The sequence below is a fragment of the Micromonospora xinjiangensis genome, assembly GCF_056150165.1.
Genome location: NZ_JAXCFO010000012.1, coordinates 63338 through 77559, shown reverse-complemented (window position 1 = coordinate 77559; position 14222 = coordinate 63338). Strand labels below are relative to the sequence as shown.

The window sequence follows — 14222 nt, the reverse complement described above, 5'->3', positions numbered from 1 at the left end:
GACGATTCGGGGCCGGCGTGGCGGGAGTCGGTGGCCTGGCGGCGTCGGCGGGTGTCCTGTGTGTGGGGCAGGTCGACAGGGGCCTGTGGTGCGTGTCCGAGCCGGGACGATTCGGGGCCGGCGTGGCGGGAGTCGGTGGCCTGGCGGTGTCGGCGCGTGCCCCACGTTTGGGGCAGGTCGACAGGGGATCTGGGCCGCACCCGGGCCGCGACCATCCGGGAGCCGACGCGGCCGGAGTCCGGATCGGGGCCAAGGCGGAGCCGGAGCTAGGGCTGGAGTCGGGGTCGGGCCGGGGCCGGAGGGGGGTCGGGGCCAGCATCGGGGTCGGGGTCGGGGTCGGGGTCGGTCGGAGCGTCGCTGCGACCGACCCCGGTCATGCCAACCCGTGCACGGGCCCGGAGGGCTCAGGCCAGGCCGGCGCGGCGCAGCGCGTCCGCCATGGCGCTGTTGGCCGGTGGCGTCGCACCGCCGCGGCCCTGCCGCGCGCCGCCGCGGTCGCCCTGGCCGCCCCGCGCGCCGCCGCGGTCGCCCTGGCCGCCCCGCGCGCCGCTGCCCTGGCCGCCGCGACCAGCGCCGCCGGCGCCACTGCCGCCGCGACCAGCGCCGCCGCCCTGGCCGGCGCGACCACCGGCGTCGCCCCGGCCGGTCGCGTCTCCCCGGCCGCCGCGGGCCGGGCCCCGCCGCTCGGCGTCGGCGCCGGGCTCGTCCTCCAGGCGCAGGGTCAGCGAGATCCGCTTGCGCGGCACGTCGACGTCGAGCACCTTGACCTTGACCACGTCGCCGGACTTGACCACCTCGCGGGGGTCCTTCACGAACGTCCGGGACATCGCCGACACGTGCACGAGGCCGTCCTGGTGCACGCCGACGTCGACGAAGGCGCCGAACGCCGCCACGTTCGTGACCACGCCCTCCAGGATCATGCCCGGCCGCAGGTCACCGAGCGTCTCCACACCCTCGGCGAAGGCGGCGGTGCGGAACTCCGGGCGCGGGTCCCGCCCCGGCTTCTCCAGCTCCGCGAGGATGTCGGTGACCGTCGGCAGGCCGAACGTCTCGTCGACGAAGTCGGTGGCCTTGAGCCCGCGCAGGATCGTCGACTTCCCGATGAGCGAGCGCAGGTCCTGCCCGGTGCGGGTCAGGATCCGGCGCACCACGGGGTACGCCTCCGGGTGCACGCTGGAGGCGTCCAGCGGGTCGTCGCCGTCGGGGATCCGCAGGAAGCCCGCGCACTGCTCGAACGCCTTCGGGCCGAGCCGTGGCACCTTGCGCAGGTCCCCCCGGGTGCGGAACGGGCCGTTCGCGTCCCGGTGCAGCACGATGTTCTCGGCCAGCCCGGCGCCGATGCCCGACACCCGCGTCAGCAGGGGTGCCGACGCGGTGTTGACGTCGACGCCCACCGCGTTCACGCAGTCCTCCACGACGGCGTCCAGCGACCGGGAGAGCTTGGCCTCGGCGAGGTCGTGCTGGTACTGGCCGACGCCGATCGAGCGCGGGTCGATCTTCACGAGCTCGGCGAGCGGGTCCTGCAGGCGTCGGGCGATGGAGACGGCGCCCCGCAACGACACGTCCAGGCCGGGCAGCTCCTGCGCGGCGTACGCGGACGCCGAGTAGACCGACGCGCCGGCCTCCGAGACCACCACCTTGGTCAGCTTCAACTGCGGGTGCCGCTTGATGAGGTCGCCGGCCAGCTTGTCGGTCTCCCGGGAGGCGGTGCCGTTGCCGATCGCGACCAGCTCCACGCCGTGTGCCCCGGCCAGCCGGGCGAGCGTCTCGACGGACGCGTCCCACTGTCGGCGCGGCTCGTGCGGGTAGATGGTGTCCGTGGCGACCACCTTGCCGGTCGCGTCGACCACGGCCACCTTCACGCCGGTGCGCAGCCCCGGGTCGAGGCCCATCGTGGGGCGGGCGCCAGCGGGCGCGGCCAGCAGCAGGTCGCGCAGGTTGGTGGCGAAGATCCGCACCGCCTCCTCCTCGGCGGCCTGCCAGAGCCGCATCCGCAGGTCCGCGCCGAGGTGGATGAGGATCCGGGTACGCCACGCCCAGCGCACGGTGTCGGCCAGCCACCTGTCGGCCGGGCGGCCGGCGTCGCTGATGCCGAACCGGCCCGCGATGGCCGCCTCGTACCGGCTCGGGCCGGTCGGCGCGGCGTCGGCCTCGCCGGTCTCCTCCGGCTCCATGGTCAGGTCGAGGACGCCCTCCTTCTCACCGCGGAACATCGCCAGGATGCGGTGCGACGGCAGCGTCGTGTACGCCTCGGCGAAGTCGAAGTAGTCGGCGAACTTCGCGCCCGCCGACTCCTGCCCCTCGCGTACCCGGGCGACCAGCCGGCCCCGGTTCCACATCTGCTCCCGCAGCGTGCCGATCAGGTCGGCGTCCTCCGCGAACCGCTCGATGAGGATGGCCCGCGCGCCGTCCAGGGCGGCCGCGGCGTCGGCGACCCCCTTCTCCGCGTCGACGTAGCCGGCCGCCGTGGCCTTCGGATCCTGCGTCGGGTCGGTGAGCAGCGCGTCGGCGAGCGGCTCCAGCCCCGCCTCGCGGGCGATCTGCGCCCGGGTCCGCCGCTTCGGCTTGTACGGCAGGTAGATGTCCTCGAGGCGGGACTTCGAGTCGGCCGCCATGATCTGGGCTTCGAGCGCCTCGTCGAGCTTGCCCTGGCCGCGGATCGACTCCAGCACGGCCGCCCGCCGCTCGTCCAGCTCGCGCAGGTAACGCAGCCGCTCCTCGAGCGTGCGCAGCTGCGTGTCGTCGAGCAGGCCGGTGGCCTCCTTGCGGTAGCGGGCGATGAACGGCACCGTGGCGCCGCCGTCGAGCAGCTCCACGGCCGCCCGTACCTGCCGCTCGGCAACGCCGAGTTCCTCGGCGATCCGCTGATGAACAGTGAGGGTCACGATCTCGATCCGCCTTCGCGTGTGGTTTCCGCCCAGCATTCTGCCGCGCTAGCGTGGCGATCATGGAACCACCTGTGGAGCCCCGGGCGCGGCGGCTCTTCGGGGGCAGCGCCCGGGCCCTCGGCGACCTCGCCGCCAGCCCGTTCCGTGCCGACCGGGACCGGATCGTCGGCTCGCCGTTCTTCGCCCGGCTGGGCGGCGTCACCCAGGTGATCAGCCCGGTCGGCTCCGGCCTGCTGGTGCACAACCGGCTCACCCACAGCCTGAAGGTCGCCCAGGTCGCCCGGGCGATCGCCGAACGGCTCACCGCCGACGAGGGCCGGCGCGACCTGCTCGACAAGCTCGGCGGCTGCGACCCGGACGTCGTCGAGGCGGCCGCGCTCGCCCACGACCTCGGCCATCCGCCCTTCGGGCACCTGGGGGAGCGGGTGCTCGACCGGCTGGCCCGGGAGCGGCTCGGGCTCGCCGACGGCTTCGAGGGCAACGCCCAGTCGTACCGGATCGTGACCAGCACCGAGATCCGTGGTGCGGCCACCACGGGCCTGGACCTCACCGCGGCGGTGCGGGCCGCGATGCTGAAGTACCCGTGGACCCGGCTCGACCACCCGGACCCGCACCCCCGGTTCATGGATCCGCCGCCCCGCGGGGCGACCCCGCCGCCGGACGACCCGGGGAGCGGGTCGGCGAAGTTCGGCGCGTACCGGACCGAGATCGACGACCTGCGGCAGGCCCGGGAGCCGTTCGCCGGCCGGATCCCGGACTGGCAGCAGACCGTCGAGGCCTCCGTCATGGACACGGCCGACGACGTCGCGTACGCCATCCACGACGTGGAGGACTTCTACCGGGTCGGTGTCCTCCAGCAGGGCGAGGTCGCCGCCGAGCTGATGGCCTGGCAGCGGGAGGGCGGGCACTTCCGGGCGATCACCGACGGCGCCCTGGCCACCTCGGCCCGTCGCCCCGGCGCGGCGATCGAGCGGCTGCGCCGGCAGCTGCACCGCAAGGACGCCTGGGTGGCCGACGACGACGCCTTCGCGGCCGCCGTCGAGCACGTCCGGGAGGAGCTGGTGGAGGGGCTGCTGGCGGTGCCGTTCGACGGGTCGATCGAGGCCGAGCAGTACGTGGCCCGGTTCTCCGCGCGCTGGTCGACCCGGTTCGTGGACGCGATCACGGTGACCGAGCAGCCCGCCGTGCGCTCTGGGCACGTGCTGCTCGCCCCGGCGCAGTGGCACGAGGTGCAGGTGCTCAAGTTCGTGCACCACCGGTTCGTGCTGGCCCGCCCCGACCTGGCCCTGCACCAGCGCGGCCAGGCCCGGCTGCTGGGCACCCTCGTGGAGGCGCTCTGGGAGTGGCTGCTCGACCCCGAGGAGGAGTCCCGGCTGCCGCGGCGCCTGCACGACCTCGTCGAGCTGGCGGAGGCGGAGCTGCACCCGCGTACCCCGGACCGGATCGGACGGGCGCGGGGCCGGGCGATCATCGACTTCGTCGCGCAACTCACCGACAACCAGGCGGTGGCCATGCTCGACGCGCTCTCCGGCCGCTCCGGTGCCCTCTGGACCGACGCGTTCGTGCTCTAGGCGGCGCGACTCCGCCCGGGACCGAGCCGACGCCGGGCGGCGCCGCTCAGGCGACCGCCTGCCACCAGCCGTCGACCGGCGGCGGGTCGTCCACGACCACCCGCTCTCCGGGCCGGGGCACGGCGAGGCGGACGTCGCGAGCCTTGGCCTCGGCCCAGAGCCGGTCCACCGGCTCGGACCAGTCGTGCAGGGCGAGGTTGAACGTCGCCCAGTGCACCGGGATGAACAGGCCGCCCCGCAGGTCGAGGTGGGCGGTGACCGCCTCCTCCGGGTACATGTGGATGCTCGGCCAGGCCCGGTCGTACGCGCCGATCTGCATCAGCGTCACGTCGAAGGGGCCGTGCTCGGCGCCGATCGCCGAGTAACCGGCGAAGTAGCCCGAGTCGCCCGTGTAGAACACCTTCCGCTGGGCGCCCGCGATCACCCACGAGCTCCACAGCGTGCCGTCGCGGCGCAGCCCCCGGCCGGAGAAGTGCTGCGCGGCGGTGGCGGTCAGCGTCAGCGCGCCCACCCGGTGGCTCTCCGACCAGTCCAGCTCGACGATCCGCTCCGCCGGTACGCCCCACCGGTCGAGGTGCACGCCCACGCCGAGCGGCACCACGAACGGCGCGCTCTGGCTGGCCAGCAGCCCCTGCACGGTGGGCAGGTCGAGGTGGTCGTAGTGGTCGTGGGAGATGAGGATCGCGTCCAACGCGGGCAGTTCGTCGAGGCTGACCGGTGGCTCGTGCAGGCGGCGCGGGCCGACGAGGGCCGACGGCGAGCAGCGCTCGCTCCACACCGGGTCGAGCAGCACCCGGTGACCCTCGATCTCGATCAGCGCCGAGGCGTGCCCGTACCAGACCACGTTGAGTTCGCGGCTCACGTCGTCGCCGGTCGTGGGGGCGGGCCGCAGCAGCGGCACCGGGGCGCTGGGGCGGCGCTTCTGCTTGCCGAAGAGCAGCTCCCAGAGCAGGTTGCGGCCCGGCTCGGCGAGGGTGGAGCGGGCGCCCGTCGGGTTGTGGAACGTGCCGTCGCGGAACTGCGGCGACCGCGCCGCACGCTCGGCACGCGCGCCGGCCAGCCGCCCGCCCAGGGCCAGCGGCACGTCCCGGGCCACCCACGCCAGACCGGCGAGCGCGGCCAGGCCGGCGAGCCCGCCCAGCCGCCGGCCGAGGGACCGATCGAGTTCCTGTCGTTCCGCTGCGTCGCGCATGCCCGTCCCCTTCGGCTCTCCCGTACTACACGGTAGTCACCGCGGCGCCGCCGCGCGCCGGGGAACCGACCCGGGCACGCGGCGGCGCGAACGCGACGAGGCCCTGCTCAGCCGCCGTTGCTGGGCCGTCTGGGGCTCGGCCGGTGCCGCAGGCCGGTGCCGCTGAGGCGTGCTGTGGCGTTCATCATCTTCCGGCCGAGCCGGGCGCGGGCCTCCACCGCGGGGTGGGTGGCGCCGAAGTCGTCGGGGTCGGCCTGGCCGTCGGCGAAGAGGGCGTACGTGAGCACCGCGGCGCCGCTCGGGTCGAAGATGACCCCCGCCTCGTGGCGGGCGCTGCCGAACCAGCCGGCCTTCGTGGCGACCCGCGCCCGCTCCTGCGACGACATGGTGCGCCGGATCCCGTCGGTGAACGCGATCGGGGAGCGCAGCAGGTTGAGCAGGAACGCCGTGGACGCCGGGGAGAGCAGGGTGCCGGCGACCAGCGCGCGCAGCAGATCGTGGGTCTCCCGGGGGGTGCTGGTGCCGAGGAAGAAGCGGTTGGGGTTGGCCACCGGCTCGACCTGGGTGTTCGGGAAGCCCTTGGCGACCAGGATGCTGTTCAGCTCGGCGGCGGGGCAGACCAGGCCGCACAGCCGTACGGCGGTGTCGTCGGAGACGGTGAGCAGGGCGGCGAGGGCGTGCCCGAGGGTGACGGAGCTGGGGTAGGCGTTGTCGAGGCTGAAGATGCCGTCCCCGCCCGGGACCACGATCGACGCGGTCACGTCCACCCGCTGGTCGACCGTGAGCAGGCCCCGGTCCACCTTGTCGAGCACCGCCGTGGCCACCGCGATCTTGTTGACGCTGTAGGCCTCGAGCCGCTGGTCGGGGTCGTCCGCCACGGCCACCACAGGTGTGCCGCCGGCGGCGTCGACGACGCTGACGTACGCCTGCCAGTTGCCCCCGGCCAGTGTCGTCTCCCGCCGGTACGCCTCCGCCACCCGCGCGGCGACCCGCTCCGGCGTGGCGGCCGCCTCGACGTCGGGGCCGGAGCCGGTGTCGCCGGTCGCGGCGGACGCCGGGGTGGCGACGCCCAGCACCGTGCCGGCGGTCGCCACCGTGCCGAGCCCGAGGGCCGTCCTGCGGTTAACCCTGATAGTCAATCGTCTCTCCCGTCGTGGTGCACCGGAGTGATCTCCGGCCCACCACACTAGGCGAACGGATCGACTGGCGTGATCCCGTGGCGCGCTCACCGCGCCCGTCGCAGGACGCGCGCACCGACCGCCGTGGGCAGCGCGACGGCCGTCCGCAGCAGGTGACCGAGGTCGGGCCGCCAACCCCCGCCGACCGACTCGCTGGTCGGGTCGGGGGCGAAGACCACGCCGTCGTGCGCGGCCGACGGCCCGGCCAGGCCGAGCCGCCGCATCAACGGGCCGACCAGGAGGTCGTAAACGCCGGGCAGGCCGGTGAACCCGATCCGCATGATCGGGTTGAACGGCCCCACCGACACCTCCCGCCGGGGTCGGTCGGCGCACTCGACGACGGCGCGGGCGACCCGGTCGGCCGTGGCGATCGGCGGCGGTGGGCGGCCCACGAGGCCGAGGTGATTGGCGGCCCGCTGGTAGATGGGGGTGTCGACGCTGCCGGGGCTGACCAGGCACACATGGATCCCGGGTGCGTCGCGCAGCTCCTGCTGGAGCGTACGGACCAGGCCGGTGATCCCCCACTTGGCGGCCACGTAGCTGCTCATGTAGGGCGCCGTGATGTGCCCGAGCACCGACCCGGTGAGGATCAGGGTGCCCGAGCCGGTGGACCGGAAGTGCCGCAGCGCCACCCGGGCCGCCGTGGCCGCCCCGAGCAGGTCGGTGCGGACCACCTGGTCGAAGAGCTGTCCGGGCAGCTCGTCGAAGCGCCCGTACGCGGTGACGGCGGCGGTGTGCGCCCAGACGTCGATGCGGCCGAAGCGGTCGAGCGCCGCGGCGGCCAGGGCCTCCAGCGCCGCGGGCTCGGTGACGTCGGTCGGCACCACGAGCACGTCCGCGCCCTCGGCGGCGCACTCCGCGCGTACGGCGTCGAGGGCCTCGGGGGCGCGGGCGGCGAGCACCAGGCGGTCGCCGCGCCGCGCGAACCTCCGGGCGGCCGCCCGGCCGATGCCGCTGCTGGCGCCGACCGCCACCACCACCCGGCTCACGGTTCGAGCACGACCTTCACGCAGCCGTCCCGCTTCTGCTGGAACATCTCGTACGCCTCCGGCGCCCGCTGTAGCGGCAGGCGGTGGGTCCGCAGGTCCTCCACGCCCAGCGGGTCGTCGTCCCGGTCGAGCAGCGGCATGATCTCGTCGACCCAGCGGCGCACGTGGCACTGGCCCATCCGCAGCTGGATGCCCCGGTCGAACATCTCCATGAGCGGCATCGGGTCCTGCTCCCCGCCGTATACGCCGGAGAGTGAGACGGTGCCGCCGCGGCGGACGGCCTTCAGCGCGGCGTGCAGCACGCTGAGCCGGTCCACGCCCGCGCGGTCGATCATCTCCTGGGCGAGGCGGTCCGGCAGCAGGCCCGCGGCGGCCTGGGCGAGCTTGCCGGTGGGGGAGCCGTGCGCCTCCATGCCGACCGCGTCGATCACCGCGTCCGGGCCGCGACCGTCGACCATGTCGATGAGCGTGCCCGGCACGTCGTCGAGTTCCCGCACGTCGAGCACCTCCACGCCGTGGCGGCGGGCCAGCTCCAACCGCTCGGGCACCAGGTCCAGCCCGATGACCCGGCCGGCGCCGAGGTGCCGGCCGACGCGGGCGCAGAACTGCCCGACCGGGCCGAGCCCGAAGACGGCGAGCGTCCCGCCGGGCGGGGTGTCGGCGTACTTCACCGCCTGCCAGGCGGTGGGGAGGATGTCGGAGAGGTACAGCCAGCGCTCGTCCGGGCCGGTCGGGGGTACGACGATCGGGCCGAAGTCGGCGTGCGGCACCCGCAGGTGCTCGGCCTGGCCGCCCGGCACGGAGCCGTACAGGCAGGTGTAGCCGAACAGCGCGGCGCCCTTGCCCTCGGCGCGGACCTGGGTGGTCTCGCACTGCGCGTAGAGCTGTCGTCGGCACATCCAGCAGGTGCCGCAAGCGATGTTGAACGGGACGACCACCCGGTCGCCCGGCTTGAGCCGGGTCACCTCTGGCCCGACCTCCTCGACGATGCCCATCGGCTCGTGGCCGAGGATGTCGCCCGGTTTGAGGTACGGCCCGAGCACCTCGTAGAGGTGCAGGTCGGAGCCGCAGATCGCGGTGGAGGTGATGCGGACGACCGCGTCGGTCGGCTCCTCGATCCGCGGGTCGGGCACCTCCTCCACCCGCACGTCGCGCCTACCCTGCCAGGTCAGTGCCTTCATGTCCGGTTCCCTCCGCTGGGAGTTCTCCCCGGCACTGCTACCCGTGGTGACGGCGTTGAACCGGGGAGACGAGCGGGCCGCCGCCTCCTTCACGGAGTGCGGCGGCCCGTCGGTGGAGCCGGACGCTCAGGCGCCGGGGGTGTTGTCGGCCCGCTTCGTGGTGGCCTTCAGGTAGTCCCGGTTGAGCCGGCCGATGGTGTTCAGCGGGATGCCCTTCGGGCAGGCCACGGTGCACTCGCCGGCGTTGGTGCAGCCGCCGAAGCCGGCCTCGTCGTGGGCGTCGACCATGCCGATCACCCGGGTGTACCGCTCCGGCTGGCCCTGGGGCAGCAGCGAGAGCTGGGTGACCTTGGCGGCGGTGAAGAGCATGCCCGAGCCGTTCGGGCAGGCCGCGACGCAGGCGCCGCAGCCGATGCAGGCGGCCGCCTCGAAGGCCGCGTCGGCGTTGGCCTTGGCGACCGGCACCGAGTGCGCCTCGGGCGCACTGCCGGTCGGGGCGGTGATGTAACCGCCCGCCGCGATGATCTTGTCAAAGGCGCCCCGGTTGACGACCAGGTCCTTGATGACCGGGAAGGCCCGGGCGCGCCACGGCTCGATGTCGATCGTGTCGCCGTCGGAGAACTGCCGCATGTGCAGCTGGCAGGCGGTGGTGCCGCGCTGCGGCCCGTGCGCCTGACCGTTGATCATCATGCCGCACATGCCGCAGATGCCCTCGCGGCAGTCGTGGTCGAACGCCACCGGGTCCTCACCGGCGAGGATCAGCCGCTCGTTGAGCACGTCGAGCATCTCCAGGAACGACATGTCCGGGGAGACGTCGTCGACCTGGTAGGTCACCATCCGACCCTTGTCCTCAGGGCCGGACTGGCGCCAGATGCGCAGGGTCAGGTTCACTTGTAGCTCCGCTGCGTGGGGTGGACGTATTCGAACTTCAGGTCTTCCTTGTGCAGCACCGACGGCTGACCGGTGGCGGTGAACTCCCACGCCGCGACGTACGAGAAGTTCTCGTCGTCGCGCTGGGCCTCGCCGTCCTCCGTCTGGTGCTCGGCCCGGAAGTGGCCGCCGCAGGACTCCTCGCGGTGCAGGGCGTCGATGCACATCAGCTCGGCCAGCTCGAAGAAGTCGGCCACCCGGCCGGCCTTCTCCAGCGACTGGTTGAGCCCGTCGCCGTCGCCGAGCACGCGGACCCGCTGCCAGAACTGGTCGCGCAACGCCCGGATCTCGTCGATCGCCTTGCGCAGCCCGGCCTCGCTGCGCTCCATGCCGCAGTGGTCCCACATGATCTGGCCCAGCTCGCGGTGGAAGGAGTCCACGGTCCGGTCGCCGTTGACGGCCAGCAGCCGCTGGATCCGGTCCTCGACGTCGCGGCGGGCCTCGACGGCCGCCGGGTGGCTCCCGTCGAGCTTCTCGAACGGGCCGGCCGCCAGGTAGTTGGCGATGGTGTTCGGCAGCACGAAGTAGCCGTCGGCGAGGCCCTGCATCAGCGCGGACGCGCCCAGGCGGTTGGCGCCGTGGTCGGAGAAGTTCGCCTCGCCGATCACGAACAGGCCGGGGATCGTCGACTGGAGGTCGTAGTCGACCCAGAGGCCGCCCATCGTGTAGTGCACGGCGGGGTAGATCCGCATCGGGACCTCGTACGGGTCCTCGCCGGTGATCCGCTCGTACATCTCGAAGAGGTTGCCGTACTTCGCCTCGACGGCCTTGCGGCCCAGCCGCCCGATCGCGTCGGCGAAGTCGAGGTAGACGCCGAGCCCGCCGGGCCCGACCCCACGGCCCTGGTCGCAGACGGCCTTCGCCGCCCGGGAGGCGATGTCGCGGGGCACCAGGTTGCCGAAGGAGGGGTAGATCCGCTCCAGGTAGTAGTCCCGCTCGTCCTCGGGGATGTCCTTCGGGTTGCGGTCGTCGCCCTTGGCCTTCGGCACCCAGACCCGGCCGTCGTTGCGCAGCGACTCGCTCATCAGCGTCAGCTTCGACTGGTGGTCGCCGGAGACCGGGATGCAGGTCGGGTGGATCTGCGTGTAGCAGGGGTTCGCGAAGTACGCGCCCTTGCGGTGCGCCCGCCAGGTGGCGGTGACGTTGCAGCCCTTGGCGTTCGTGGAGAGGTAGAAGACGTTGCCGTAGCCGCCGGAGGCGAGCACCACCGCGTCGGCGAACTCGGTCGTGATCTCGCCGGTGACCAGGTCGCGGACCACGATGCCCCGGGCCCGGCCGTCGACGACGATCAGCTCCAGCATCTCGTGCCGGGAGTTCATCTCCACGTTGCCCAGGCCGATCTGCCGCTCCAGCGCCTGGTACGCGCCGAGCAGCAGCTGCTGGCCCGTCTGGCCGCGGGCGTAGAAGGTGCGCTGCACCTGGGCCCCGCCGAAGGAGCGGGTGTCGAGCAGGCCGCCGTACTCGCGGGCGAACGGCACGCCCTGCGCCACGCACTGGTCGATGATGTTGACCGAGACCTCGGCCAGCCGGTGCACGTTCGACTCGCGGGAGCGGAAGTCGCCGCCCTTGACCGTGTCGTAGAAGAGCCGGTGCACCGAGTCGCCGTCGTTGCGGTAGTTCTTGGCGGCGTTGATGCCGCCCTGCGCGGCGATCGAGTGGGCCCGGCGGGGGCTGTCCTGGTAGCAGTAGGACTTGACCCGGTAGCCCTGCTCGGCGAGCGTGGCGGCGGCCGAGCCGCCGGCCAGGCCGGTGCCGACCACGATCACGGTCATCTTCCGGCGGTTGGCCGGGTTGACCAGCTTGGCCTCGAAGCGACGGCGTTCCCAGCGGGTCTCGATCGGGCCGTCGGGAGCCTTGGTGTCGGCGATCGGGTCGCCCTCGATGTAGAGATCCATGTCAGGACACCAATCCGGTGAGTACGGCGAACGGAACCACCAGGAAGCCGGCGCAGAGCACGACGGCGAAGACCAGGGCGGCGGTCCGCGCCCGGCGCTCACCCTTCGGGGTCTGCTGCCCCAGGCTGCGGAACGCGCTGAACGCTCCGTGCCGCAGGTGGAAGCCCAGCGCGACGATCGCCAGCGTGTAGAAGAGCGTGACGTACCAGCGTTCCGGCGCGAAGTCGGCCACGACGTTGGCGTACGGCGTGGCCGGGTCGCCGACCGGGTTCAGGTGGCCGGTCGTCAGGTCCAGCAGGTGGTAGATCACGAAGAGCAGGATGATGACCCCGCCCCAGCGCATCGTGCGGGCCGCGTAGCTGCCCTGGACCTTCGCGCGGTGGGCGTACCGGACGGGGCGGGCGGCGCGGGCGCGCCGCGCCAGCGCGGTGGCGGCGGCGATGTGCCCGATCAGGGCGAGGGTCAGCACGCCCCGCTGGATCCAGAGGTACCAGACACCCGGGAGCAGCGGCTTGCCGATGTCCCGCAGCCAGTGCGCGTAGTGGTCGAACGACGTCTCCCCCGTGAAGACCTTCAGGTTGCCGAGCATGTGCAGGATCAGGAACAGCACCAGGACGATGCCCGTCACCGCCATGACGGCTTTCAGGCCGACGTTGGAGCGGATGGGCGAGCGAGTTCTCGTGACTACCACAGGGCCGACGCTAGGAGGAGTTTGATCAGTCGTCCAATGCATCGACCTCGTAGCCTTGATAGCCATAAGCTATAGAGATGCAGCTGCACCAGCTGAGGTACTTCGTTGCGGTGGCCGAAGTAAGACATTTCACCCAAGCCGCCGACATCGTCGGCATAACCCAGCCCTCACTCAGTAAGCAAATTCACGCTCTGGAGACCGACCTCGGGGCGCCGCTGTTCGAACGGGTAAGGGGCAACATCGCCCTCACCGCGGCCGGCGAGGTCCTCCTGCCGTTGGCCAAGCGCATCCTCGCCGACGTCGACACCGCCACCCGCGAGGTCCAGGAGCTGGTGGGCCTGCGGCGCGGGCGAGTGCGACTCGGCGCCACCCCGAGCCTGGCCACCTCGCTCGCGCCGCCGGTGCTGCGCCGGTTCCGCGACGCGTACCCGGCCGTCGACCTGCGCGTCGAGGAGGGCGGCTCCCAGGACCTGGTCCGCGACCTGCTCCGCGGCGACCTGGACCTGGCGCTCATCATCATGCCGGCCCAGGGCGCGGACCCGGGCCTGCGCGCCGACCCGATCCTGCGGGAGAGCCTCGTGGTCGCGTCGGTGCAGGAGCTGCCGGCCACCACGTCGACCGGTGAGCTGCGCATCACCGACCTGCGCGACCGGCCGATGGTGATGTTCCGGGAGGGCTACGACCTGCGCGACGCCACCATTCAGGCCTGCCGGGCCGCCGGCTTCGAACCGACCTTCGCCGTCGACGGCGGGGAGATGGACGCGGTGCTCAGCTTCGTCGAGGCCGGGCTCGGCGTCGCGCTGGTGCCCGGCATCGTGGTCGCCCGCCGTCCGGGCGTCCGCGTCACCCGGCTCGCCCCGCCCGGCGTCACCCGCACGATCGCGGTGGCCCGGCGCCGCGACGTGGTGCCCACCCACGCCGGCCGGGAATTGCGCCGCATCCTGCTGGAGTACGTCCGCGGCGCGACCGGCGACGGAGAGCTTCCGCCCGGCGTGGAGCCGCTGTAGCCATCGCTGACCGCCGGGGCGGGCGCGGCCGGCACCGGGCCGACCAGCCGGCCGCGCGGCAGGTGGGCGACGAGCAGCAGCAGGCAGACCTCACCGAGGCAGACGAGGCGTTCGAGCAGACCGACGAACGGGCGCAGGGGCGAGCCCACCAGGTAGGCGGCCACGAAGGGGACCATGGCGACCACACAGGCCGCCGCGCCCACGACCACGGCGCGACCGAGCCGCCCCGGATGCCGTACGGCCGTGAGCAGCGCGCCCACCGGCAGGCCGGAGAGGGCGACCACCGCGGCCCAGCGGTGGATCTCACCGGTGACCGTCACCGGCACACCGACCGGGTCGCGGGGGAAGACCACCAGCACCACGAGGCCCAGGCACCAGCCGGCCAGTCCCACCGGCCCCACGGCCGCCAGCAGCCGCCCCCACCCGGCGGCGGGCCCGCCGAAGCGTCGGACGGCCGGGGCGAGCAGCAGCGCCGAGCCGACGGCCAGCGCGAGGACGGCCGTGTCGAACAGCCACCCGTGGCGCGACAGGGCGTAGTCGCTGACCGTGTCCCGCACCGGATGGACCGGCTGCCCCGGCAGGTGCAGGACGCCGAACAGGAGCAACGCCAGCCCGGTGACGACGAGGCCGGCGACGCGGGCGGCGCGCACCGCGGGGTGCGGCCCGCGGCGGGAGGCGCTCCCGGCGGCCGGGGTTGATC

The 14222-nt window shown here is 73.5% G+C and carries 10 protein-coding genes and 1 pseudogene; 2 read left to right on the top strand and 9 right to left on the bottom strand.

The genetic code is table 11. The features are described 5' to 3' along the window. Positions 1-404: 404 nt before the first annotated feature. Entirely contained in the window at positions 405-2885 is a 2481-nt protein-coding gene (locus tag SM573_RS28825) for a Tex family protein (protein WP_474617483.1), read from the bottom strand. Positions 2886-2947: 62 nt separating this feature from the next. Here SM573_RS28825 and SM573_RS28820 point away from each other — a divergent pair, with 62 nt between their 5' ends. Next, positions 2948-4459 (top strand): deoxyguanosinetriphosphate triphosphohydrolase family protein, encoded by a 1512-nt coding sequence (locus SM573_RS28820; RefSeq protein ID WP_474614932.1) that lies wholly within the window; start codon positions 2948-2950, stop codon positions 4457-4459. A gap of 46 nt (positions 4460-4505) precedes the next feature. On the opposite strand, the gene SM573_RS28815 is transcribed toward SM573_RS28820, so the two are convergent. From SM573_RS28815 to SM573_RS28785, 7 genes are all read right to left on the bottom strand, one after another. Continuing rightward, the gene (locus SM573_RS28815; protein WP_474614933.1) at positions 4506-5651 is read right to left on the bottom strand and encodes an MBL fold metallo-hydrolase; all 1146 of its coding nucleotides are present in this window, start codon (positions 5649-5651) and stop codon (positions 4506-4508) included. 107 nt (positions 5652-5758) lie between these two features. Next, on the bottom strand, positions 5759-6790 hold the full coding sequence (locus SM573_RS28810) for a serine hydrolase (protein ID WP_474617482.1): 1032 nt from the start codon (positions 6788-6790) through the stop codon (positions 5759-5761). An 86-nt stretch (positions 6791-6876) separates the two neighbouring features. Then, positions 6877-7818: an SDR family NAD(P)-dependent oxidoreductase gene (locus tag SM573_RS28805; protein WP_474617481.1), complete on the bottom strand. Its 942-nt coding sequence runs from the start codon at positions 7816-7818 to the stop codon at positions 6877-6879. After that, on the bottom strand, positions 7815-8999 hold the full coding sequence (locus SM573_RS28800) for a zinc-dependent alcohol dehydrogenase (RefSeq protein WP_474617480.1): 1185 nt from the start codon (positions 8997-8999) through the stop codon (positions 7815-7817). The genes SM573_RS28805 and SM573_RS28800 overlap by 4 nt, the downstream gene beginning before the upstream one ends. Positions 9000-9125: 126 nt before the next feature. Further along, positions 9126-9890 carry a succinate dehydrogenase/fumarate reductase iron-sulfur subunit gene (locus SM573_RS28795; protein WP_474614937.1) on the bottom strand — a complete coding sequence of 255 codons (765 nt, stop codon included), beginning with the start codon at positions 9888-9890 and terminating at the stop codon, positions 9126-9128. Then, positions 9887-11824, bottom strand: a complete 1938-nt coding sequence (locus SM573_RS28790; RefSeq protein WP_474614938.1) for a fumarate reductase/succinate dehydrogenase flavoprotein subunit — start codon at positions 11822-11824, stop codon at positions 9887-9889. Before SM573_RS28790 ends, SM573_RS28795 begins: the two co-directional genes overlap by 4 nt. A gap of 1 nt (position 11825) precedes the next feature. Next, a complete protein-coding gene (locus SM573_RS28785; protein ID WP_474617479.1) occupies positions 11826-12557 on the bottom strand; it encodes a succinate dehydrogenase cytochrome b subunit in 732 nt (243 codons plus the stop codon). A 29-nt stretch (positions 12558-12586) separates the two neighbouring features. Here SM573_RS28785 and SM573_RS28780 point away from each other — a divergent pair, with 29 nt between their 5' ends. Further along, on the top strand, positions 12587-13522 hold the full coding sequence (locus SM573_RS28780; protein ID WP_474617516.1) for a LysR family transcriptional regulator: 936 nt from the start codon (positions 12587-12589) through the stop codon (positions 13520-13522). A 77-nt stretch (positions 13523-13599) separates the two neighbouring features. Here the strand turns inward: SM573_RS28780 and SM573_RS28775 are convergent. Next, positions 13600-14172: pseudogene (locus SM573_RS28775) on the bottom strand (DUF998 domain-containing protein); the annotation flags it as partial. Positions 14173-14222: the final 50 nt, after the last annotated feature.

Excerpts from the sequence above, each read along its gene's own strand:
- SM573_RS28800 (WP_474617480.1), bottom strand. The coding sequence starts at position 8,999 with ATGAAGGCACTGACCTGGCAGGGTAGGCGCGACGTGCGGGTGGAGGAG.
- SM573_RS28820 (WP_474614932.1), top strand. The coding sequence starts at position 2,948 with ATGGAACCACCTGTGGAGCCCCGGGCGCGGCGGCTCTTCGGGGGCAGC.
- SM573_RS28785 (WP_474617479.1), bottom strand. The coding sequence starts at position 12,557 with ATGCATTGGACGACTGATCAAACTCCTCCTAGCGTCGGCCCTGTGGTA.
- SM573_RS28815 (WP_474614933.1), bottom strand. The coding sequence starts at position 5,651 with ATGCGCGACGCAGCGGAACGACAGGAACTCGATCGGTCCCTCGGCCGG.
- SM573_RS28790 (WP_474614938.1), bottom strand. The coding sequence starts at position 11,824 with ATGGATCTCTACATCGAGGGCGACCCGATCGCCGACACCAAGGCTCCC.